Source organism: Tersicoccus sp. Bi-70, from assembly GCF_001968825.1.
Taxonomy (GTDB): Bacteria; Actinomycetota; Actinomycetes; order Actinomycetales; family Micrococcaceae; genus Tersicoccus.
In genome coordinates this window covers 85,905-106,773 of record NZ_MIEU01000011.1, presented here as the reverse complement: position 1 = coordinate 106,773, position 20,869 = coordinate 85,905, and the positions used below count along the sequence as shown (strand labels likewise).

At 72.3% G+C, this 20,869-nt stretch carries 16 protein-coding genes and 1 tRNA gene; 8 read left to right on the top strand and 9 right to left on the bottom strand.

Annotated elements, in window-relative coordinates; translation table 11 throughout:
- Positions 1 to 32 precede the first annotated feature (32 nt).
- From BGP79_RS06995 to BGP79_RS06970, 6 genes are read right to left on the bottom strand one after another with little or no spacing between them, the layout of a single operon-like run.
- On the bottom strand, positions 33 to 1,997 hold the full coding sequence (locus BGP79_RS06995) for a protein kinase (protein ID WP_076694097.1): 1,965 nt from the start codon (positions 1,995 to 1,997) through the stop codon (positions 33 to 35).
- A complete protein-coding gene (locus tag BGP79_RS06990) occupies positions 1,994 to 3,433 on the bottom strand; it encodes a penicillin-binding protein 2 (RefSeq protein ID WP_076694095.1) in 1,440 nt (479 codons plus the stop codon). The genes BGP79_RS06995 and BGP79_RS06990 overlap by 4 nt, the downstream gene beginning before the upstream one ends.
- Positions 3,430 to 4,893 carry an FtsW/RodA/SpoVE family cell cycle protein gene (locus BGP79_RS06985; protein WP_076694092.1) on the bottom strand — a complete coding sequence of 488 codons (1,464 nt, stop codon included), beginning with the start codon at positions 4,891 to 4,893 and terminating at the stop codon, positions 3,430 to 3,432. The genes BGP79_RS06990 and BGP79_RS06985 overlap by 4 nt, the downstream gene beginning before the upstream one ends.
- Entirely contained in the window at positions 4,893 to 6,572 is a 1,680-nt protein-coding gene (locus BGP79_RS06980) for a PP2C family serine/threonine-protein phosphatase (protein ID WP_076694090.1), read from the bottom strand. Before BGP79_RS06980 ends, BGP79_RS06985 begins: the two co-directional genes overlap by 1 nt.
- Positions 6,572 to 7,045, bottom strand: coding sequence for an FHA domain-containing protein (locus BGP79_RS06975; RefSeq protein WP_076694088.1), 474 nt, complete (start codon positions 7,043 to 7,045; stop codon positions 6,572 to 6,574). Before BGP79_RS06975 ends, BGP79_RS06980 begins: the two co-directional genes overlap by 1 nt.
- A gap of 1 nt (position 7,046) precedes the next feature.
- A complete protein-coding gene (locus tag BGP79_RS06970; protein ID WP_076694086.1) occupies positions 7,047 to 7,835 on the bottom strand; it encodes a DUF3662 and FHA domain-containing protein in 789 nt (262 codons plus the stop codon).
- A 282-nt stretch (positions 7,836 to 8,117) separates the two neighbouring features.
- Between BGP79_RS06970 and BGP79_RS06965 the strand changes: the two genes are divergently transcribed.
- A tRNA-Leu gene (locus BGP79_RS06965) sits at positions 8,118 to 8,204 on the top strand.
- Positions 8,205 to 8,534: 330 nt separating this feature from the next.
- Positions 8,535 to 10,460 (top strand): hypothetical protein, encoded by a 1,926-nt coding sequence (locus BGP79_RS17065; RefSeq protein WP_076694084.1) that lies wholly within the window; start codon positions 8,535 to 8,537, stop codon positions 10,458 to 10,460.
- A 128-nt stretch (positions 10,461 to 10,588) separates the two neighbouring features.
- Here the strand turns inward: BGP79_RS17065 and BGP79_RS06955 are convergent, their stop codons facing one another.
- Positions 10,589 to 11,332, bottom strand: a complete 744-nt coding sequence (locus BGP79_RS06955; RefSeq protein WP_076694082.1) for an MBL fold metallo-hydrolase — start codon at positions 11,330 to 11,332, stop codon at positions 10,589 to 10,591.
- Between the two features lie 208 nt (positions 11,333 to 11,540).
- Here BGP79_RS06955 and BGP79_RS06950 point away from each other — a divergent pair, with 208 nt between their 5' ends.
- The 5 genes from BGP79_RS06950 to BGP79_RS06930 all read left to right on the top strand — a co-directional run bounded on the left by BGP79_RS06950 (position 11,541) and on the right by BGP79_RS06930 (position 15,941).
- Positions 11,541 to 12,371 (top strand): VOC family protein, encoded by an 831-nt coding sequence (locus BGP79_RS06950; RefSeq protein ID WP_076694080.1) that lies wholly within the window; start codon positions 11,541 to 11,543, stop codon positions 12,369 to 12,371.
- 127 nt (positions 12,372 to 12,498) lie between these two features.
- Positions 12,499 to 13,218 carry an SOS response-associated peptidase gene (locus BGP79_RS06945; protein WP_076694078.1) on the top strand — a complete coding sequence of 240 codons (720 nt, stop codon included), beginning with the start codon at positions 12,499 to 12,501 and terminating at the stop codon, positions 13,216 to 13,218.
- Positions 13,215 to 14,540, top strand: coding sequence for an AI-2E family transporter (locus BGP79_RS06940; RefSeq protein ID WP_233121242.1), 1,326 nt, complete (start codon positions 13,215 to 13,217; stop codon positions 14,538 to 14,540). Before BGP79_RS06945 ends, BGP79_RS06940 begins: the two co-directional genes overlap by 4 nt.
- A 1-nt stretch (position 14,541) precedes the next feature.
- Entirely contained in the window at positions 14,542 to 15,189 is a 648-nt protein-coding gene (locus BGP79_RS06935) for a phosphatase PAP2 family protein (RefSeq protein ID WP_083701665.1), read from the top strand.
- Positions 15,190 to 15,281: 92 nt separating this feature from the next.
- Complete coding sequence (locus BGP79_RS06930) at positions 15,282 to 15,941, top strand: DUF1345 domain-containing protein (RefSeq protein WP_076694076.1); 660 nt, start codon at positions 15,282 to 15,284, stop codon at positions 15,939 to 15,941.
- A 23-nt stretch (positions 15,942 to 15,964) separates the two neighbouring features.
- On the opposite strand, the gene BGP79_RS06925 is transcribed toward BGP79_RS06930, so the two are convergent.
- Together BGP79_RS06925 and BGP79_RS06920 are read right to left on the bottom strand one after the other, a co-directional pair.
- Complete coding sequence (locus tag BGP79_RS06925) at positions 15,965 to 16,999, bottom strand: diacylglycerol kinase family protein (protein ID WP_076694074.1); 1,035 nt, start codon at positions 16,997 to 16,999, stop codon at positions 15,965 to 15,967.
- 102 nt (positions 17,000 to 17,101) lie between these two features.
- On the bottom strand, positions 17,102 to 19,732 hold the full coding sequence (locus BGP79_RS06920; protein WP_076694072.1) for an ATP-dependent DNA ligase: 2,631 nt from the start codon (positions 19,730 to 19,732) through the stop codon (positions 17,102 to 17,104).
- A gap of 82 nt (positions 19,733 to 19,814) precedes the next feature.
- Between BGP79_RS06920 and BGP79_RS06915 the strand changes: the two genes are divergently transcribed.
- Entirely contained in the window at positions 19,815 to 20,696 is an 882-nt protein-coding gene (locus tag BGP79_RS06915) for a Ku protein (RefSeq protein WP_076694070.1), read from the top strand.
- Positions 20,697 to 20,869: the final 173 nt, after the last annotated feature.

Below are 20,869 nucleotides of genomic sequence, written 5' to 3'. Positions count from 1 at the left end.
ACCGTCGGTGTGCCGGCCTCGGCCGGGGCCGGTCAGCCCTGGGCGGCGCTGGTCGGTGACACCGCCGGCAGGGGCTCGGCCGCGGCACCGGTGGAGCCGGTCGCGGCCGGTGAGGGCACCGCGGCGGGAGCTGCGGCCGCCTCGGTGGTGGTGCTCTGCCCGGGTGACCCGGCACCGTTCGTCGAACCGTTCCCGTTGCCGCCGTTGCCGTTGCCGTTGTTGCCGGTGGCACTCGGGGAGGACGTGCTCGGCGACGGCGACGGGGCCGCAGAGGACGTCGACGGTGACGGCGACGTTGACGGTCCGCGGGAGACCCGGACGGTGACCGACGACCCGGCGTCGACCTTCTGCCCGGCGTCGGGGACCTCCACGACGGTACCAGCCGCCCGGTCGCTGTCGACGACCTCCTCCGCGTACGTCAGGCCCAGCTGCTGCAGTGCCGACTGCGCCTCGGCCCGCGTCTTCCCCACCAGATCGCGGGGCACGGTGACCTGCTCCGGTCCGGTCGAGTACGTCACCGTGATCGCCGATCCGGCGGTCAGAGTGCCGGTCGGATCAAGCCCGGTGACGAGGTTCTGGGCGACGTCGTTCGAGGGCTGCGGGTTCTCCCGCACCTGCAGGCCGAGCTGTTCGAGTTCGGCCCGCACCTCGCGGATCGGCCGCCCCTCGTAGGCGGCGGCCCGCACGTCGACCGTCTTGGCGGCCGCAGTGGTCGGAGCGGACGCCGTCGTCGGCGGGGTGGAGGGTGGGGTGGACGGCGGCGTCGTCGTCCGCGCGGCGGCGGCCGTCGTCGTGCTCGCCGGGGTGGAGACGCGGCCGGTGAACAGCCCGTTCGAGGCCAGTGCGGCCACCAGGACGAGCAGGATGAGCACGATCAGCGCGACGAGCGGCCAGGTCCACGGGCTGCGGGCGCGGCGGCGATCCCGCCCGGCGTCCTGGCGTTGCTCCCACGCCTGGTCGGCCAGCGCCGGATCCGCGGCGCGGGACGCCGAGACGCCGGCGGCGGCCCCGGCCGCTCCCGCGACGGGCAGGGAGGCGGTGTTCGGGGTCCGGTTCTGGGTGGTGACGGCCCGGGTCCGTGCGGTCGCCGGACGCCGGATGGTCTCCGTCCGTCCCGTCGGAGCGCCGCCGAGGCCGAACGCGGCCAGGGTCGGCACGGCGCGCAGCGCGTCGTCGTACTTGCCGGCGCGGATCGCGTCGACGGCGGCGGCCAGGGCGCTGGCACTGCCGGGCCGCTGCTTCGGGTCCTTGGACAGCATCGACATCAGCAGGGCCCGCACGGGTGCCGGGATGGACGGATCGAGCGGCGGCGGGTCGTCGTTGACCTGCGCCAGGGCGATCGCGATCTGGGACTCGCCGGTGAAGGGCCGGTGACCCGAGACGAGCTCGTACCCGATGACGCCGAGGGAGTAGATGTCCGAGGCACCCGTGGCCGTCTGCCCGGTCGCCTGCTCGGGGGAGAGGTACTGGGCCGTGCCCATCACCTGGCCGGTGGCGGTCAGCGGCACCTGGTCCGCGAGCCGGGCGATGCCGAAGTCGGTGACCTTGACCCGGTTGTCCGGCGTGATCATCAGGTTGCCGGGCTTGACGTCCCGGTGCACGAGGCCCTTCGCGTGGGCGGCGGAGAGCGCCCGGGCGGACTGCCCGACGATGTTCAGCGCCCGGTCGGGGGAGAGCACCCGCTCGCGCTCGATGATCGTCGAGAGCGGCTGACCGGGCACGTACTCCATCACCAGGTAGGCCGATCCCTCCTCCTCGCCGTAGTCGAAGACGTTGGCGACGCCGGGATGGTTCAGTAGCGCGGTGTGGCGGGCCTCCGCCCGGAACCGCTCGAGGAAACCGGGGTCGCCGGTGTACTCCTCCTTGAGGATCTTGATGGCGACGATGCGGCCGAGCACCTGGTCACGGGCCTTCCACACCTCGCCCATGCCGCCGATGGCGATCCGATCGGTCAGCTCGTACCGGTCGCCCAGGGTGATGCCTCCGGTGGGCCTCACTTGTTCAACACCGCCTCAAAGAGCTTCTTCGCCGTCGGACTGGTCAGGGAGACCCCCGTGGCCACATCAACATTCTCCACGACGATCGCCACCGCGATCTTCGGGTCGTCGGCCGGTGCGAAACCGGTGAACCAGGCGTTGTTCAGGCCCTGCGCCGAGAGTTCGGCGGTGCCGGTCTTGCCCGCCACCTTCACGCCCGGCACGGCGGCACCGCTGGCGATGCCCTTGTCCACCACGTTCACCATCCAGTCCTTGATCTGGTTCGCGGTCTGCGCACTGGTCGGGGTGCGCAGTTGCTCCGGCTTGAAGGTACTGATCGGCGTCAGGTCGGGAGCCCGCACCGCCTTGATCAGGTTCGGCTTCATCTGCACGCCGTTGTTGGCGATCGCTGCGGACATCATCGCGATCTGCAGCGGGGTGGCCCGGACGTCGAACTGGCCGACGGAGCTCTGCGCCAGCTGGGCGGAGTTCAGCTCCTCCGGGAAGATCGACGGGGTCACCGACAGCGGGATGCCCAGCTGCTCACCGAACCCGAACTTCTTCGCCTCGTTCGCGATGGCGTCCTTGCCGAGGTCGAGCGCGATCGACGCGAACGGGGTGTTGCAGGACTGCTCCAGGGCGAACGAGAAGTCGACCCTGGTGCGGGCCGAGCAGCCGCCGTACCGGTAGTTCGGCAGGGTCGCGTTCGTGCCCGGCAGATCCAGCTCGGCCGGATTCTCCAGGACGCTGTCGGCGTTGTACTTGCCGGAATCCAGGGCCGCCGCGGTGTCGATGATCTTGAACACGGAACCGGGTGAGTAGAGGTTGCCGCCGATCGCCCGGTTGAAGAGCGGGTTCGCCTCGTTCTGGGCGAGCGACTCGTACGCCTGCTTCGCCTTCTTCGTGTCGTGCGTGGCGATCGCGTTCGGGTCGTAGCTCGGCTTGGAGACCATCGCGAGGATTTCGCCGGTCTTCGGGTTCAGGGCGACGATCGCGCCCTTCTGGTCCCCGAGCGCGTCGTAGGCGATCTTCTGCAGCTGCGGGTCGATCGTCAGCTCCACGGACGCGCCGCGGGGCTGGTTGCCGGAGAGGATCTGGGTGATCCGGTCGTAGAAGAGCTGGTCGGAGCTACCGGTCAGCAGCGGGTTGAGCTCCTGCTCCAGGCCCGTCATGTTCAGCAGCGAGTAGAACCCGGTCAGCGGCGCGTACAGCTGCGCGTCCCGGTAGACCCGCTGATAGTCGTACTGGTCGTTGCTGCGCCGCGAGTAGGCGATCTGCTGACCGTCGACGAGGATCGGCCCCCGGTCGCTGGAGAACTGCTGCAGCAGGTTCCGGCTGTTCCAGGGGTTGGCCTGCAGGCGTCCGGCCTCGAAGAACTGGACGTAGGTGAGGGATCCGAGGATCAGCACGAGCAGGGCAGCGGCCACGACCCAGGTGTGACGAATGGCCTGATTCACGAGGCGCTCCCTCCTTGACGAGTGCGGGCGGCCGGGGCCGGGGTGGCTCCCGTGGTGGTCCGGACGGCGGCGGTCGCGGCGGTGCGCGGTTCGACGACGTCGATGCCGGACGCGGGTAGATCGCTCTCCCGGATGGGGCCGGTGGGCGCCGGCCGGCGGGCGGCGTTCGAGATCAGCAGCAGCAGCGCCACGATGATCCAGTTGGCCAGCAGGGACGAACCGCCCGCGGACATGAACGGGGTGGTGAGGCCGGTCAGCGGGATCAGCCGGGTGACGCCGCCCATGATGACGAAGCACTGGACGGCGACGGCGAAGGCCAGCCCGCACGCGAGCAGTTTGCCGAACGCGTCCCGGGTGCCCAGCGCCGCGCGCATGCCGCGTGAGACGAGGATGACGTACAGCAGCACCACGGCGACGACGCCGATCAGGCCGATCTCCTCGCCGAGCGCCGCGACGATCATGTCGGAGTTGGAATACGTCACCAGATCCGGGCGGCCGAGGCCGAGGCCCGTGCCGAACAGGCCACCGTTGGCGAGCCCGAACAGACCCTGGACGATCTGCCAGCTGCCGCCGGCGGCGTTGAACACCTCCGGATCGAACGCGTTGCGCCAGCCGTCCACGCGGGCCTGCACGTGGCTGATGTACGTGTAGGCGAAGACCGCACCGGCCGCGACCAGCACGAGGCCGATGAGAATCCAGCTGGACCGGCTCGTCGCGACGTAGATCATCACCATGAACAGGGTGAAGAACATGACCGACATGCCGATGTCGCTCTGCACCACGAGGATGCCGAGGCCGATCAGCCAGGCGACGACCATCGGCGCCATGTCCCGGGCGCGGGGGAACTGCAGCGGCCCGATCTTCTTGCCGGCCAGCAGGATGAGGTCCCGGTTGGTCGACAGGTAGCCGGCGAAGAAGATCGCGAGCGTGATCTTGGCGATCTCCCCAGGCTGGAAGGAGCCGAAGCCGATCCGGATCCACACCCGGGCGCCGTTGATCTCCTGGCCGAGGCCCGGGACGAGGGGGAGCACCAGCAGGACGGCGCTGAGGGCGAACGAGATGTAGGTGTAGCGGCGCAGTACCCGGTGGTCGCGCAGCACCACGAGGACCGCGACGGCGGCGGCGACCGCGATCGCCATCCACACGAGCTGCCGGGTGGCGGCGTCGTCGTCGTTGGCGATGTCGAGGCGGTGGATCATGGCCAGGCCGATGCCGTTGAGCGCGGTGACGACCGGAAGCATGACCGGATCGGCATATCTCGCCCGAAGGCGCAGCACCACGTGCAGCACCAGCGGCAGGGCCGCGAACACGACGACGCGGGTGATCCAGGCCGAGCCGAACGGCTGGCTGAGATTGATGGTGACGAGCGTGTCGGCACCGATGGCGATGGCCAGGGCCAGGACCAGCAGCACCAGCTCGGTGTTCCGGCGGGACCGCGGTGCGGTGTACAGCTGGGACATCAGCGCTGCCCTCCACAGGGGGTCACGGACGGGGACGGGGTGGCGCTGCCGGAGGCACGGGTCTCGGCGCTCGCGCCGGGCCTGCTGCTCGCGGTGGACCGCGGCGACGGGCTGCGGGTCGGTTCCCCGCGGGCCTCGGCGGACCGCGACGGCGTCGGGGTCGCCGTGCGGGACGGCGACGGCGAGGCGCTCGCCGACGGGCTCGGCGTGCAGCTGGGCGTCGGCAGCGGGTTGTCCGGCCCGGGCAGGCGCAGGTCGGCGATGATCTGCCGGGCCCGGTCGGGACTGTCCGCCGGGACGGTCATGTGCACCCGTTCCTGCGAGTACTCGGGCAGGGCGTCGACCGGGATGCCGGTGCGGGACTCGACGTGCGAGAGCTTGAGGGGGCCGAGCGCCTGCGAGACGCCGTTGTAGATGGCCACCTCGCCGTCGGCCTCGCCGACGTAGTAGCGGCTCTGCGTCCACGCGTAGCCCCAGCCGGCCGCGGCCACGAGGGCGAGGATCGCGATGACCGCCACGATGGCGACCAGGGGCCGGCGGGAGCGGCGCCGCCCGGTGGAGCCGCCGGCCGCGTCGCCGGCGCCGCCCTCACCGTCGTCGTGGTGCAGCAGGGCAGCGGCCCGGCGATCGGCGCTGCGCTTGGCGACCGTGGGCAGCCGGCCGGTCTCGGTGGCGAGAGCCGCGGCGCCGACGAGCACGTGCGGGTGACCGGCGAGCTCCTCGCGCAGCGCGCCGGCGCTGACGGCCTCCGCGGCGCGCTCGCCCGTGGGCCCGGTCTCGCTGGTGACGATCGGCTCGGACGAGCGCTCACCGGCGCCGTCACCGGCTGCACCCGCACCTGCGGCGGCGTCGGGCCCGTCCGCTGCCGGCTCTGCGTCGCGGCGCCGGCGCGGCAGCACCCGCAGACTCGACGGCGGCAGCACGGCCAGTCGCGACGTGCGGGTGTCGCCGGGATCGCCCTCGACGATCTCGATCATGACCACGGTGACGTTGTCCGGGGCGCCGCCCGAGAGGGTGAGGTCCACCAGGGTGTCGACGATGTCCTGCAGCCGCCCGCCGCCGCGGACGATGTCGGCGAGGACGCCGCTCGGGACCACGGCGGTCAGGCCGTCCGAGCACAGCAGCCACCGGTCGCCGATCCGGGTGTCGTACGCGTGCAGGTCCAGTTCCGGGCTGGCGTCCACGTCGCCGAGTACCCGCATCAGCACGTTCTTGTGGGGGTGGTACTCGGCGTCCTGGGGCCGCAGGCGGCCCTCGTCGATGAGCCGCTGCACGAACGTGTGGTCGATGCTCATCTGCTCGAAGACGCCGTCACGCAGGCGGTACGCCCGGGAGTCGCCGATGTGGGCGAAGCGCAGCGTCTCGCCGGTCAGCAGCAGGGCGGTGACGGTGGTGCCCATGCCCGCCAGGCGGGGATTGGCGTCGACGAGCTCGTTGAGCAGCGAGTTGGCCGTCTGGATCTCGTCGGCGAGGACCGTCTCGCCGTCGTCGTCGTGCTTGTGGTGGTCGAGGTGGACCAGGTCGAGCACCGTCGACGCGGAGGCGACGTCCCCGCCCACGTGGCCGCCCATGCCGTCGGCGACCACGGCGAGGAACTGACCCGCATAGGCGGAGTCGTCGTTCTTCGCGCGGACCTTGCCGACGTCGGACCGCGCCGCGTAGCGGAGCACTCGCGCCATCACGGCCTCAATTCGATGACCGTCTTACCGATCCGAATGGGGGTCCCGGGCTCGATCGGCACGGCGCGGGTGAGCTGCTGGTTGTTGACGAAGGTGCCGTTGGTGGAGCCGAGGTCCTCGAGGAACCACCGGCTGCCCTGGGGGAAGAGGCGGGCGTGCCGGCCGGAGGCGTAGTCGTCCTCGAGCACGAGCGTGGACTCCTGGGCGCGGCCCATCATGACCGGGCCGGCCGCGAGGTCGATCACCGTGCCCTCCTGCGGGCCCTCGACGACGACGAGGCGTCGGGCCTGCTGCCGCGGAGGGGCGGCCGGGGCCTCGGGTCCGGGCGCGACCTGCGCCCCGCGGGCCGCGGACGTGCGCGCCCTGCGACCCACCGCCAGATCGCGGCGCATGGCGATCAGCACGGAGAAGATGAGGATCCACAGCAGGGCGAGGAACGCGAAGCGGAGGACGGTGGCGGTCAGTTCGCCCATGTCAGCGGCTCCCGTCCCCGGAGGAGAGCAGGCGGAAGGTGATCTTCGTCCGGCCCATGGAGATGACGGACCCGTCCGCGAGCGGAGCGCTGCCGTGGATCTTCTGGCCGTTGACGTAGCTGCCGTTGGTCGACCCCAGGTCCACCGCCTCGCTCTGCCCGTCCTGCGTGTGGATCTGCAGATGCTTGCGGGAGACGCCGGTGTCGTCGACAAGGATGTCGGCCTCGGAGGACCGGCCGAGCACGATGGTGGGCGCGTTGAGCGAGTAGCGCTGCCCGTGGATCTCGAGCACGGGCCGCTTCTCCTCGACCTCCTTGCGCCACGGACCGCCCGTCACCGAACCGGACCGCGAACTGGTCCGTCCCGCTCCGGTTCCTCCCGCTCGGCCTCGTCCCGCATCGCGCGGACCGCGGTTCTGCTGCTTCTCGGTCCGGGAGTCGATCTCGAAGACGCCCGTGCGCAGCACCGGGTCGTGGAGGAAGGAGAAACGGACGGGACCGAGCAGCGCGTACCCCTGGCCCTGCGCGTGCTTGATCACCACCTCGCAGAGCTCCTCGGCCAGCGCGGTGCCCCACTCCTGGGCCGTCTCGAAGTCGGCGTCCGAGAGCCGGGCGTCGAACACGTTGGGCGTGATGGTGCGGCCCTCGGTCAGGGCGATCGCCTTGAGGTCCATCTCCCGGCGCAGGGCGCTGGCGATCTCGACCGGCTCCACGCGCCGACCACCGCCGCGGGAGAACACGCCACGGACGATCTTCTCGAGGCGTCGTTCGACGTCGTCGAGCCGTCCCATGGGCGGTCCTCCTGTCGGCGGGTGCACGGACTCGTGCCCGGTTCCGGGCACGACTCGCAGCAGTGTACAGATCGTCACTGCCGATACTACTGGCGCGGGCTGGGCTGATCCGGGGTCCCGCGCGGCGCGCCCCGCGGCGTCGAGCCAGCGCCCCGGGCCGTGGCGGTGCCCGTTCGTTTATGAGTTCGTCGCGGGTCTGGGCTATGCTGGTACCTGCTGTTCTCCGGGCGGCGGGTTCACGGTCTTCCCGACCGAGAGTTCGATCTCGCAGGAGAGTCACTGGCGCGAGTGGCGGAATTGGCAGACGCGCTGGCTTCAGGTGCCAGTGCTCGAAAGGGCGTGGGGGTTCAAGTCCCCCCTCGCGCACCAGCAACGAAGGCCCCCTTCCATCGGAAGGGGGCCTTCGTCGTGTCCGGGTTCGGTCACGCGCTCGCCGACGCCCGGTTCGGGCCGCAGGAACCACTTTTCGGAAACTTTCTTCCGTTACCGGGTTGTGTTGTTACTGACCAGTAGGTACAACTGTAAGCAGCATCACATCAGCTCGCCGAGTGTGACCGATCGATGGCGGCGTCACCGACGCCGGCCCGGTCCCTCGAGCAGTCGGGACGATCTTCCGGCCGCTGCCCCGCACAGCCCGAGCGTGCCTTCGGCGCGCCGTCGAACGGGTCCGGCACCGTCGCCGGCCCGGTGAGGAGCTCCATGAATGCCCATCTCGCGCACCGGCAGCACAGCCGGATGCACCGCACCATCACGATCGTCCTCGCCCTGCTGCTCGTCGCCGCCGTCGCCGTCTGGGCACTGATCAGCTCCCAGGTGGCCAGCGGAGCCGCGGCGCTGGACGACGGCATGGCGAAGGCGCAGGACGGCGTCGGTCGGCTCGACGACGGCGCCGGCCGTGCCTCCGACGGGGCCCAGCGGCTCGCGGACGGCGCCGGCAGGCTGCGGGACGGCTCGAAGGAACTGGCCACCGGTGCCACGAAGGCGCGCACGGGGTCCGGCGCGCTCGCCGACGGTGCCGGCCGGCTGCAGGACGGCACCGGCAGGCTCGCGACCGGGGCGACCAGCCTCCAGGAGGGCTCCGTCAAGATCGTGGACGGCGTCACCCGGGCGGACAACGCTGCGAAGAAGCTCGACGCCGGTGCCCTCAAGCTCGCCGCCGGTGCCCAGGACGCGCAGTCCGGGGCGCAGCGCCTCGCGACCGGCAGCGGCACGCTGGCGGCCGGCGCGGACCGGCTCGCCGGCGGAGCGCAGCGCCTCGCGGCCGGGGTGACCGCGGCGAACGCGGGGTCCTCCCTGCTCGCCGACGGCAACGCCGCCCTGGCCGCCGGCATCACCAAGGCGTCCACCGCGGTCAGCGGTCAGCTCGACCCGGGCGCCAGGCAGCTGGCCGCCGGCAACGCGGCCCTGGCCGCGGGGACGACGAAGGCGGCGACCGCGGTGACCGGTCAGCTGGATCCCGGGGCGAAGCAGCTCGCCGCCGGCAGCGCCGCCCTGGCCGACGGTGCCGCCCGGCTCCACGCCGGTACCGCGCAGCTCGCCGCGGGAACCGGCCCGTCCGTGAACGACGCCCACCGGCTCGACGACGGGGCGAAGCAGCTGCAGGACGGCGTCGAGCAGCTCAAGGCCTACGTGGGAGCCAGCCCGCACGGACTCGACCCCATCCTTGTCGACGGGCTCAAGAAGCTCGCCGCCGGTGCGTCCCAGCTCAAGGGCGGTACCGCACAGGTCGTGATCAAGTCGACGCAGCTCGACGCCGGTTCGGCCCAGCTGAACGCGGGCGCGGCCGCCGTCGACGCCGGTTCCGGCAAGGTCCGGGACGGCTCCGCGGCGCTCGCCGCCGGGACGGGCACCCTGGCCGACGGCATGAAGCAGCTCGACGCCGGTGCGGGCCGGGCCCGGGACGGGTCTGCGGCGCTCGCCGCCGGGACGGGCACCCTCGCTGCCGGGATGAAGCAGCTCGATGCGGGTGGCGGCAAGGCCGCCCGCGGCGCGCACGACCTGCGCGCCGGACTGACGAAGATCGACGCCGGGATCCGGTCGACCGACCCGCAGCAGCCCGGCCTGCTCGCCGGGACGGCGGCCCTGCGGGACGGTACCCACCAGGTCGCCGACGGGTCACGGCAGCTGGCCGACGGCAACGGCCGCCTCGCCACCGGCGCCGGCACCCTGCAGGCGGGCACGTCCGAGCTCGCGGCCAAGACCCCCGCCCTGCTGGTCGGCGCGCAGACCGCCTCGGACGGCGCGACCCGTCTGGCGACCGGTGCGGGCACGCTGAACGACGGCGCCACCACGCTCTCCTCCGGTGCCGGTCAGCTCGCGACCGGCCTGAAGACGCTCGACGGCGGCGCCAGCCGGCTCGCCACGGGCGCCGCGGCCGCCAACACGGGCGCCGGCAGCCTGGCCGCCGGCAACAAGCAGCTGGCCGACGGGACGACCCAGCTGGCCGACGGGTCCACCCAGCTGGCCTCGGGAACGCAACGGCTGCGCGGAGCGACCGATGCGGTGTCCCTCGCCTCGATGCTCGGCCACCCCTCGGGGCTGCTGCTGCTCATCCCGCTGGCCCTGCTCGCCGTGCCCGTCGTGCTCCTGATCGCGGCGCGGCGGCGGATGCGTCAGGCCGACTGAGCCGCCGAGCGTCGTCCGGCAGCCTCGTCCGGCGGCTCGTCGACGGGTGTCGCCTCCGGGTGCTGACCCGGGGTGTGGCGTCCGTCGACTGAGTCGGAGGCGTGCGGCTCCCTGCAGGAGGGAGCGCCTCAGGTGATGGGCTGGCGCCGGGCCTGGGCCACGGCGTCGGCCACCCGCCCGCGGAACGGGTCGCCGTGACCGGGCAGGGCGATCTGCGCGTCGAGACCGGCGATCGCGTCCAGGGAGGCCACGGCCTGCCGGGTGTCCGCCGTCGCCGCGGCCGAGACGATCTGCGGGCCGGTGGCCCCCGTGTAGGGGTCCAGGGTCACGAGGGCGTCCCCCGTGATCACCGTGCCGCGCTCGGGCAGGTGCAGGGCGACGTGCCCCGCGGTGTGACCCGGGGTGGCCACGAGAACCGGCCGCCCCGGCAGGCCTGCGGCCGCCTCCGCGTCGAGGGGCCGCAGGTTCCTCACCCCGCGCACGGCCAGGGCGCCGGCCAGGGTCATCCGGGCCAGCACCGGCACGCCGCCGGGATACCGGAACGGGTAGAACAGCCGGGCGCGCTCGTGCCGGTACCGATAGGGGTGCGCGGCGATCCAGGCGTCGGCGGGGTCCAGCAGGACGGGCACGTCGAGGTCCTGTTGCAGGCGCAGCGCGAATCCGAGGTGGTCGAAGTGCCCGTGGGTGATCGCCAGCGCCTCGATGTCGCGCGGCGACCGGCCCAGTCCCCGCAGGGCGGCGCGAACCATCGGCCACATCGCCGGCAGACCGGCGTCGACGAGCAGCAGCCGGGAGCCGTCCTCGACGAGATAGCAGTTGACCCCCGCGTGCTCGACCCGGTGCACGCCCTCGGCCTCGTTCGGATGGAACACGGGACATCCTTTCATCAGCATGCTGTCGGTTTTCCGAATCTACCCGCCCCGCAGCCGTGCCGGAAGCGCGGCGCTGGACCCTTGTCGCCGTCGGCCGATTCTCGTAGGGTGAGCAGCGTCACCAAGTGGACAGCGTTCACATAGGCCGGTCGCGGCTGCGGCGGTGTCCACCTTCCTCGGACCCGTTCGCCCGAAAGGCAGCACTTCCATGAGCGCACATCCCGACAAGTGGCCCGCCGGCACCCCGTGCTGGGTCGACATGATGGTCCCCGACATCGCCCGGACGCAGGCGTTCTATCGCGCCGTCCTCGGCTGGGACTTCTCCGAGCCGGTCGCCGAGTTCGGCGGCTACAGCAACGCATCGGCGGGCGGTCAGCTCGCGGCGGGCCTGAGTCCCCAGATGGAGGGGATGGAAGGCGCCCCGACGGTCTGGACCACCTACCTGGCCACCGACGACATCGACGCCACCCACCGGGCCGTCACCGACAACGGTGGCCAGGTGATCGCCCCGCCGATGCAGGTCGGCGGGATGGGGTCGATGGCGCTGTACACCGATCCCACCGGTGCCTCCTTCGGCGTGTGGCAGGCCGGGCAGCACACCGGGTTCAACGCGGTCGACGAACCGGGCACCGTGGCCTGGGACGACGTGATGAGCACGGACTACGACGCCGCGCGCCGGTTCTATGCGGCCGTCTTCGGCTTCACCTACGAGGACCTGGACATGGGCGGCATGAAGTACGCCATGTTCTCCGTCGCCGGCGGCGAGCGAGCTGCCGGCGGCATCGGCGAGGGCGCCGGAGCCGGCGGCTCGATGTGGAACGTGGCGTTCAGCGTGGCCGACGTGGACGCCGTCGTCGCCACCATCAGCGAGGCGGGCGGCACTGTCACGGAGCCGCCCTCGGACTTCGAGTACGGCCGGATCCTCAGCGCCACCGGCCCGGACGGAGAGCGGTTCCAGCTCGTGTCCCCGGAGAAGAAGGACGACGCCGGGGCGGGAGAGCAGGGAGAGCAGGCGGGGCGGCAGACCGCCGACGTCTAGGCGGCACCCTCTCCACGTCCGCCCCGGGCCGGTTCCGTCCCGGGGCGGACGTCGTCACGAGCACCGTGGGCATCAGCGGTGGAAATGCAGCGGCGGGATTGCAGCGGCGGGAATGCACAATGGGGTCATGTGCGGACGCTTCGCGATGGACAAGGACGTCGACGACCTGATCCAGGCCTTCGTCGCGGACGGGGGCCGGGCCCAGGACTGGCGGCCCACCTTCAGCATGGCCCCGACCATGGTCGCGCCCCTCGTCCGGGAGCACCGCGGCACGGACGGCCAGCTCAAGCGCGAACTCGAGCCGGCCAGCTGGGGCTTCACGCCGGGGTGGGGCAAGCCCGGCGGTCGCGCCCCGATCAACGCGCGGCTGGAGACCGTGGCCACCAACGGCCTGTTCAAGCGGGCCTTCGCCGGCGCCCGCGCCATCCTCCCGATGAGCGGCTACTTCGAGTGGGAGCAGCAGGACGACGGCAAGCAGCCCTTCTACCTGCACGGCCCGGACGGCGCATCGGGCCTGCTCGCGGCCGCCGCGGTCGGCGCCGCTCGCAAGGAGGGCGACGGCTGGGCGATCAGCTTCGCCATCATCACCCGGGAGGCCCGCGACGCCTCGGGCGAGGTGCACGACCGGATGCCGGTCTTCCTCGCCCCGGAGACCTGGGAGCGGTGGCTCGACCCCGAGCCGGTCGAGGGGAAGGCGGCCACGGACCTGGTGCAGCTGCTCGAGGACACCTCCTCGACCGTGGCGTCCACGGTGACCCACTACCCCGTGGACCGGAAGGTCAACAGCACCCGGACCGTCGACCCCGAGGACCCGACCCTGATCCAGCCGCTGGAGGACGCGTCGTGAGTGACCGCGACCGGCCCGGCACGCATCCCACCGCTCTCGACGGCGGCCGATCCCACGACGACGCCGGCGACGTCGGTGCCGACAGTACCGGCGACACCGGGTCGAGCGCCGTGTCCGCCATGCCCGCGAACGCGGCGCCCGCGGACACCGGGCAGGACGACGACACCGAGGCGCCCGCCGACACCGGACAGGACGACGACGCCGGACCGCGGGCGTCAGCGCCGGTGACCGGCCCGGCGGACGACCGGACCGACCGGGGAGCCGCCCCGCACCGCCGCGTCCCCCGCTTCCTCACCGTCGTCCTCGGCCTGGCCGGCCTGATCGTCGTGCTGCTCTTCGTGCAGGCCGCGAAGGACGTCGTCGCCCCCGTCTTCCTGGGCCTGAACCTGCTGATCGTCGTCTACCCGCTGCAGCAGTGGCTCGAGCGGTTCGTGCACCGGCTCATCGCGGCGACCGTGTCCCTCGTCATCGTCGTCGGGATCATCCTCGGCTTCTTCCTGCTCGCCGGCTGGGCCGTCAGCCAGCTCGTCATCGAACTGCCGGACCACAACGACGCCTTCGTCTCGCTCTGGCGGCAGGCGCTCACCTGGCTGGACGGGCTCGGGTTGAGCGCCTCGATGATCCAGCAGGGCCTGAGCGGGGTCAACGCCGGGAGCGTGATGAGCCTGCTGACCCCGGTGCTCTCCAACGTCACGGCGGTCAGCGGCGCCGTCGCGACCCTCATCCTCGCCGTCTTCTTCCTCACCCTCGACTCGGTGTCCCTGCCGCACCGGCTCGGTCTGATCGCCCGGAGCCGCCCCCACATCACCACCGCGCTGCGGTCCTTTGCCCAGGGCGTGCGGCGCTACTGGCTCGTCACCACGGTGTTCGGGCTGATCGTCGCGGTGCTCGACGTCATCGCCCTCTCTCTGATCGGGGTCCCGCTGATCTGGGCGTGGGGGGTGCTGGCGTTCCTGACGAACTACATCCCCAACATCGGGTTCGTGATCGGCCTCGTGCCGCCCGCCCTGCTCGCCCTGCTCGACGGCGGCTGGGTCTCCGCGCTCGCCGTCGTGATCGCCTACAGCCTGCTCAACTTCGTGATCCAGTCGATCATCCAGCCGAAGTTCACGGGCGAGTCCGTTGGCGTGACGCCGGCGATGTCGTTCCTGTCGCTGATGTTCTGGTACTGGGTGCTCGGGTGGATCGGCGCGCTGGTCGCGCTGCCGGCGACCCTGCTGCTCAAGGCGCTGCTCGTGGATGCCGACCCGCGGGCGCGCTGGGTGAACGCCTTCATCTCCAGTTCCCCACGGGCGCCCGACGACGCCGCACCGGCGGGCTGACATGCCGCGGACGCCCGGGCCCGGCATCCCTCCCGCGACGGGACGCTCGACGTCGCCCTCGGCGTCCACGACGGCCGCGGACCGGCTCGCCCGGGTGGCGTCCGAGGTCCTCGCACCGCCGGTGCTCGCCTCCCTGCTGATGGCGATCGCCGCCCTCGCCCACGGCGTCACGGCCCGCACCCTGCTGGCCGCCGTCGTCGCCGTCGGCTTCACCATCGCGCTGCCGATGACGGTGATCGTCGTGCTCGCCCGGCGTGGCCGGCTGAGTGGCCACTACGTGCCCGAGCGCACCGAGCGGACGCCCGTGTACATCGGCACGCTCGTCTCCGGTGGCGTCGGCATGGTCCTGCTCGTGGTGCTGCACTCGCCGGGCGCCCTCTACGTCGTCATGGGCGGCATCGCCACGGGCCTGGTCGTGGTGCTCGTCGTCAATCTGTGGTGGAAGATCTCCGCCCACGCCGCCGTCGCCGCCTCGGTGTCCGTGACGCTGGCCGGGTGGCTCGGCGGGCCGTGGTGGGCGATGCTCGCCGTGCCCGTGGTGGTGGCGTGGTCCCGGGTGCGGATGCGTGTGCACACCCGCGCTCAGGTGATCGGCGGCGTGGCGCTCGGCGTCGTCGTCGCGCTCGCCTGGCTGCCGATGCTGCACTGACGGCCACCTCTCTCGCCCGGGTTCGACCTGTCGGTGTCGATCCTCGGGCGTCGTCCGGCCCGGGGGCAGGCGCCTGTGTCATCATCGCCCCCATGAGCGGTCCCTCCCCCCGACGATTCGACACCCCCCGCCACCACTCGCGGCTGCGGCTGAGCGTGATGGTCGTCGTCGGCCTGGCCGTGGCGGTGCTGGTGACGGTGCTCGGCGACGGGGTGTACGCCCCGGTGTTCGGCTGGGCCGCGGCCTCGGCGACCTACCTGATCTGGGTGTGGGCCGTGATCGGTCGGCTCGACGCCACGGCGACGTCGGCGCACGCCCGGCGGGAGGATCCGGGGCGGGGGCTCTCCGACGCCCTCGTGCTCACGGCGACGGTGGCGAGCTTCGCCGGCGTGGGTCTCATCCTCATCGACGCCTCCCACGCCGACGGGAACACCAAGAGCCTGATCGTGGCGCTGGCCCTGGGCAGCATCGCCCTGTCCTGGTTCCTCGTCCACACGCTCTTCACCCTGCGGTACGCGTCGCTCTTCTACCGGGACCGCGCTGGGGTCGACTTCAACCAGGAGAAGCCCCCGATGTACGCGGACTTCGCGTACCTGGCGTTCACCGTGGGCATGGCCTTCCAGGTCTCCGACACCGCGCTGAAGACCGACGCCGTGCGGGGCACGGTGCTGCGGCACGGGCTGCTCTCCTACCTGCTCGGCGCGATCGTGCTGGCCACGACGATCAACCTGGTCTCCGGGCTGACGCACTGACGCACCGGCTCGCCGGCGACCCGTCAGGCGCGTGCCGCCCAGACGCGCAGGGCACCCGGGACGACGGTGACCTCGACCGGCAGCGGGCCGATCCGCTCCCCGTCGGCGAAGGCGACGACGTCCTCCGCCTCGATCCGCACCCGCGCGGCGCGGCGGATGGTCACCCGCCGATCGGTCACGTGGGTGCCGGAGAACACGCGCGGGAAGATGCGCAGCAGCGCGAGCCGGCCGAGCGGTGCGACGACCATGACGTCGACCAGCCCGTCGTCCAGGCGCGCATCCGGCGTCACCCTCATGCCGCCGCCCAGACTCACGCCGTTGCCGATGCTGACGAGGACCGCGGGCGTCTCCCAGCGCTGCCCGTCCAGGTCCAGGCGGTAGGCGACGGGCCGCAGCCGGGCCAGCTCGGCGAGCAGGGCGACGACGTAGCGGGACCGGCCGGAGGGCCGACGCATCCGGTTGGCGCGGTCGTTCACCCGCGCGTCGAACCCGGCCGAGAGGGAGCAGGCGAACCAGCGCTCGCCCGTCGCGGAGGTGATCAGGGCGGCGTCCACGACGGCCGGACCGGTGCTCACGGGTCGGCCGACGGCGGTTCCCGCCGCGGCACCGGCCGGGCGCTCGCCCGCCCGGGAGCCGCCGCCCGCGGGGTCAGCGCTCTCGGGATCGCCGGCCAGGGCGGCGAGCAGCAGGTCCATCGCGGCGTCCGGGGCGGCGTGCGGGATGCCGAGCGTGCGGGCGAAGTCGTTGCCGGTACCGGTGGGGATCAAGCCGATCGGCACTCCGGTGCCGGCCGTCGCGTTGGCGGCGAGGTTGACCATGCCGTCCCCGCCGACGACGACGAGTGCCGCCGGGCCGACCGCCGAGCCGAGCCCGGCGACGGCCTTACGGGCGGCGGCGAGCAGGGCCGCCCAGTCGTCGCGGACCAGGGTGCTCACGCGGTGCCCGGCGTCCTCGAGTCGCTGCGCCACGCGGGCACCGACGTCACCGTGGCGGCCGAAGGCAGCGGTGGGATTGACGGCGACGACGATGTCGGCGGGGGCGCCGGCCTGGGGTTTCACGCACCCATGGTGCCGGTCGCGGCCGCTGCAGCCGCGGCGCCATCTCGGCGCGTCTCGGCGTGTCCCGGCCGGCGTCACGGGCCGTTCGTCACCGTCCGTGCGTCAGGGGATCTCCCACGCGACGTCGGCCGCGTCCTTGTCCGGCCGCCAGCCCCGCCACACGGGGTGCCGCAGCCGGTGGTCGCGGGTCAGCTCGCCGTAGCTGACCTCGGCGACCCGGTCCGCGCGGATCCAGGTCGCGTCCCGTGCGTCCGCGGCGGGCACCCCCTCGGCGGCCGGGGTCTTCCGTTCGGCGGCGGCGAAGTCGTGCCGCATCGCGGTGAGCGTCTCGTCGTTCAGGCCGCTGCCGACCCGGCCCGCGTACCGCAGCACACCGTCCTCGTCCGGCACCGCGACGAGCAGGGAGCCGATGCTCCCGGTCCGTCCGCCCTTGCCCGCCCGCCAGCCGATGACGACGACCTCCTGGTGGGTCTGGTTCTTCAGCTTGATCCAGGTGCGGGCGCGCTGGCCGGGCTGGTAGACGCTGGCGAGCTTCTTGGCGACGACGCCCTCGAGCTTCAGCTCCTGACTCGCTTCGACGGCCTCCTCCACGGAACCCTCGAACGCGTCCGGGACGTGCACGTGGCCGCCCTCCCGGACCGCCTCGGCCAGCAGCGCACGCCGCTTCCGGTACGAAGTGCGCAGCAGGGACCGCCCGCCCAGGTGCAGCACGTCGAACAGCATGACGTGCACGGGCGTGCGGCGCATCGCCGCGGTCACGTCGCGCGGACGGGTGAGGCCCATCCGATTCTGCAGCCGGCCGAAATCCGGCCGATTGCCGGCGCCGAGCGCGACGACCTCGCCGTCGAGCACGACCGGACCCGCGGCGAGGACCTCGGGGTCGATCCGCTCGGCCAGTTCGGCCAGTTCCGGGTAGGTGGCGGTGGTGTCCGCGCCGTGCCGGGCGGCCAGCGTGACGCCCTCGGTCGTCACCGTGGCGATCACCCGGACGCCGTCCCACTTCATCTCGAAGGCCCAGTCCGCTCCCCGCAGATCCTCGACCGCGCCGGCGGTCGCGAGCATCGGGGCGATCGGCTCGACGTCGGCCGTCGGCTCGTCGTCCGCGGGGGACGCCGACGGGTGCTCCGGTGCGTCCGACCGTGACTTCGGCTTCCGGGCCGGCGTCGTGTCGCTCGCCGTGCCGGACTCCGCACCGCTCGTCGTGCCGGACTCTGCCTGTCCGTCCTCGTCGCCGGGCTGGTCCTTCATCAGGTGCAGGAGCCAGTTCTTCGCGTCCCCGCCCATGCCGGTCGCGTGGATGAAGGCGAAGCGGCGCGGCACGCCGCCGAGGCCGCCGTCGGGCTGCCCGTGCACGACGGCGATGACCTCCTTGCCGTCCCGCCACTTCTGCAGCTCGTACGTTCCGTGGTCCCAGATGGTGACCTCGCCGCCGCCGTACTCGCCCTTCGGGATGGTGCCCGCGAACGTGCCGTACTCGAGCGGGTGGTCCTCGGTCTGCACCGCCAGGCGGTTCTCGCTCGTGCTCAGCGGCGGACCCTTGGGGACCGCCCAGGAGACGAGGACGCCGGCGTGCTCGAGCCGGAAATCCCAGTGCAGCCGCCGGGCGTGGTGCTCCTGGATGACGAACGTGGGCGGGTTGTCCGCGTCGGAGCCGGCGGTGGGCTGCTCGTGCTTCCCCCGGGCCGGCGTCTCCGGCACCGGCTCGGGCGTCTTCCCCGCATCACGCTTGGCCCGGTAGGTGGCGAGCAGATCAGCGCCGGCGTCGTCCTCGGACTCGTCGTCGGACCCGTCCGCGGCGCTCGACCTCGCGCCGGCGGTGCGCACGTGCTCCGTCGTGAGGGAGCCGACCCAGCCCTGCGCGGCGATCGGGTCGAGCCCGTCGGCTACCCGCTCGAGCACCGCGTCGAGATCCAGCTGCTCCAGGCCGGGGTCGTCCAGCTCCTCCCAGGTCCGCGGGGCGGCGACCATCGGGTGCTCGCGGCCGCGCAGGGAGTAGGGGCACACCGTGGTCTTGTTCGCGTTGTTCTGGCTCCAGTCCACGAGCACCTTGCCGGCCCGCAGCGTCTTCTTCATGTCGCTGACGACGAGGTCCGGGTGGTCCGCCTCCAGTGCCCGGGCGAGTTCGTGGGCCACCTGGCTGACCTGCTCGGACGTCGCCGTCCCGGCGAGCTCGGCGTACAGGTGGATGCCCTTCGATCCGGACGTCACCGGCACCGCGTCGAGGTCCATCGCGTCGAGGATCTGCCGGCACAGCCGGGCGACCTCGGCGCACTCCGCGAGTCCCGCGCCGGGGCCGGGATCCAGGTCGAGGACCATCCGGTCCGGGTTGCGGGGCCGGAATGCCGGGTCGAAGCGCCACTGCGGGGTGTGGATCTCCAGGGCCGCGAGCTGACCGAACCACGCCAGGACCGCCGGCTCGTTGGCCAGGGGGTAGACGTTGGCGCTGGTGCGGTGCTCGATCCGCCCGCGGGGGATCCACTCCGGTGCCGCGTCCTCGAGGTCCTTGCGGAAGAAGACCTGGCCGGGCTCGGACGCGGTGCCGACCCCGTTGACCCAGCGCTTGCGGGTCACCGGTCGCCAGGCGGCCTGCGGGATCAGCACGTGCGCCACCTGCGCGTAGTAGTGCAGCACCTCGGCCTTCGTCGTGCCCGTCGCGGGGTAGAGCACCTTCTCCAGGTTGCTCACCCGCAGCCGTCGCCCGCCGATCTCGACCGTCTGCTGCCCTGCCGCCATCGTGCCTCCCTCGGTGCCCCTCGTTCCCGCGATGCTGCCCGTTCCTGTACGACGTGAACGCCGTGGTGTTTCAATGATGCCCATGAGACCCATCTGGACCGGCGCCATCACGTTCGGACTGGTGAACGTGCCGGTGAAGCTGTACGGCGCCACCGAGGACCACGACGTGAAGTTCCACCAGGTGCACGACGCCGACGGCGGCCGCATCCGCTACGAGCGGCGTTGCGAGGTGTGCGGGGAGAAGGTCGAGTACCAGCACATCGACAAGGCGTACGACGACGGCGACCGCACCGTCATCGTCACCGACGAGGACTTCAAGTCCCTGCCGGCCTCGGAGCACAACGAGATCGACGTCGTCCAGTTCGTCCCGAACGACCAGGTCGACCCCATCATGTTCGAGAAGCCGTACTTCCTCGAGCCGGTGGGCAAGTCCCCGAAGTCCTACCTGCTGCTGCGCGAGACGCTGGAGAAGGCGGATCAGACCGCGATCGTGAAGTTCTCGCTGCGGCAGAAGACGCGGCTCGGCGCGCTGCGCACCCGCGGCAAGGTGATGGTGCTGCAGGCCATGCTGTGGGCCGACGAGGTGCGCGAGGTGGACTTCCCGGCGGTCACGAGCAGGGCGAAGATCTCCCCGCAGGAGCTGAAGATGTCCGCCGCGCTGGTCGAGCAGTTCAGCGGCGACTTCCATCCCGAGGAGTTCGAGGACGACTACCAGGCCGAGCTGCAGCACCTCATCGACGAGAAGCTCGAGCAGGGCGACGCGTTCGACACGTCCACCACGTTCGGCAAGGCCGACGAGGACGAGTCCGACGAGGGCGGCGACGTGGTCGACCTGATGGAGGCGCTGAAGAAGAGCATCGACCGCAAGCGCGGTGCCGGCGCGGGGGAGAAGAAGGCGGCCGCCTCCTCCGGGGCACGGGCCTCGAAGACGGCGTCGAGCGCATCGAAGAAGAAGGGTGCCTGACGCCGGCTGCACCGGAGCGAGCGCAGCCGGCGGCCCGCGGACACGACCTGTCCGCAGCCTGATCCGCCGACGGATGTGAACACTGTACACACCGGCGTCGGCGTCCCTAGGATGGCACGATCCCCAAGACAGACCGCCCTGTGACGAACCGCCTGCCACCATCCCCGAGGACG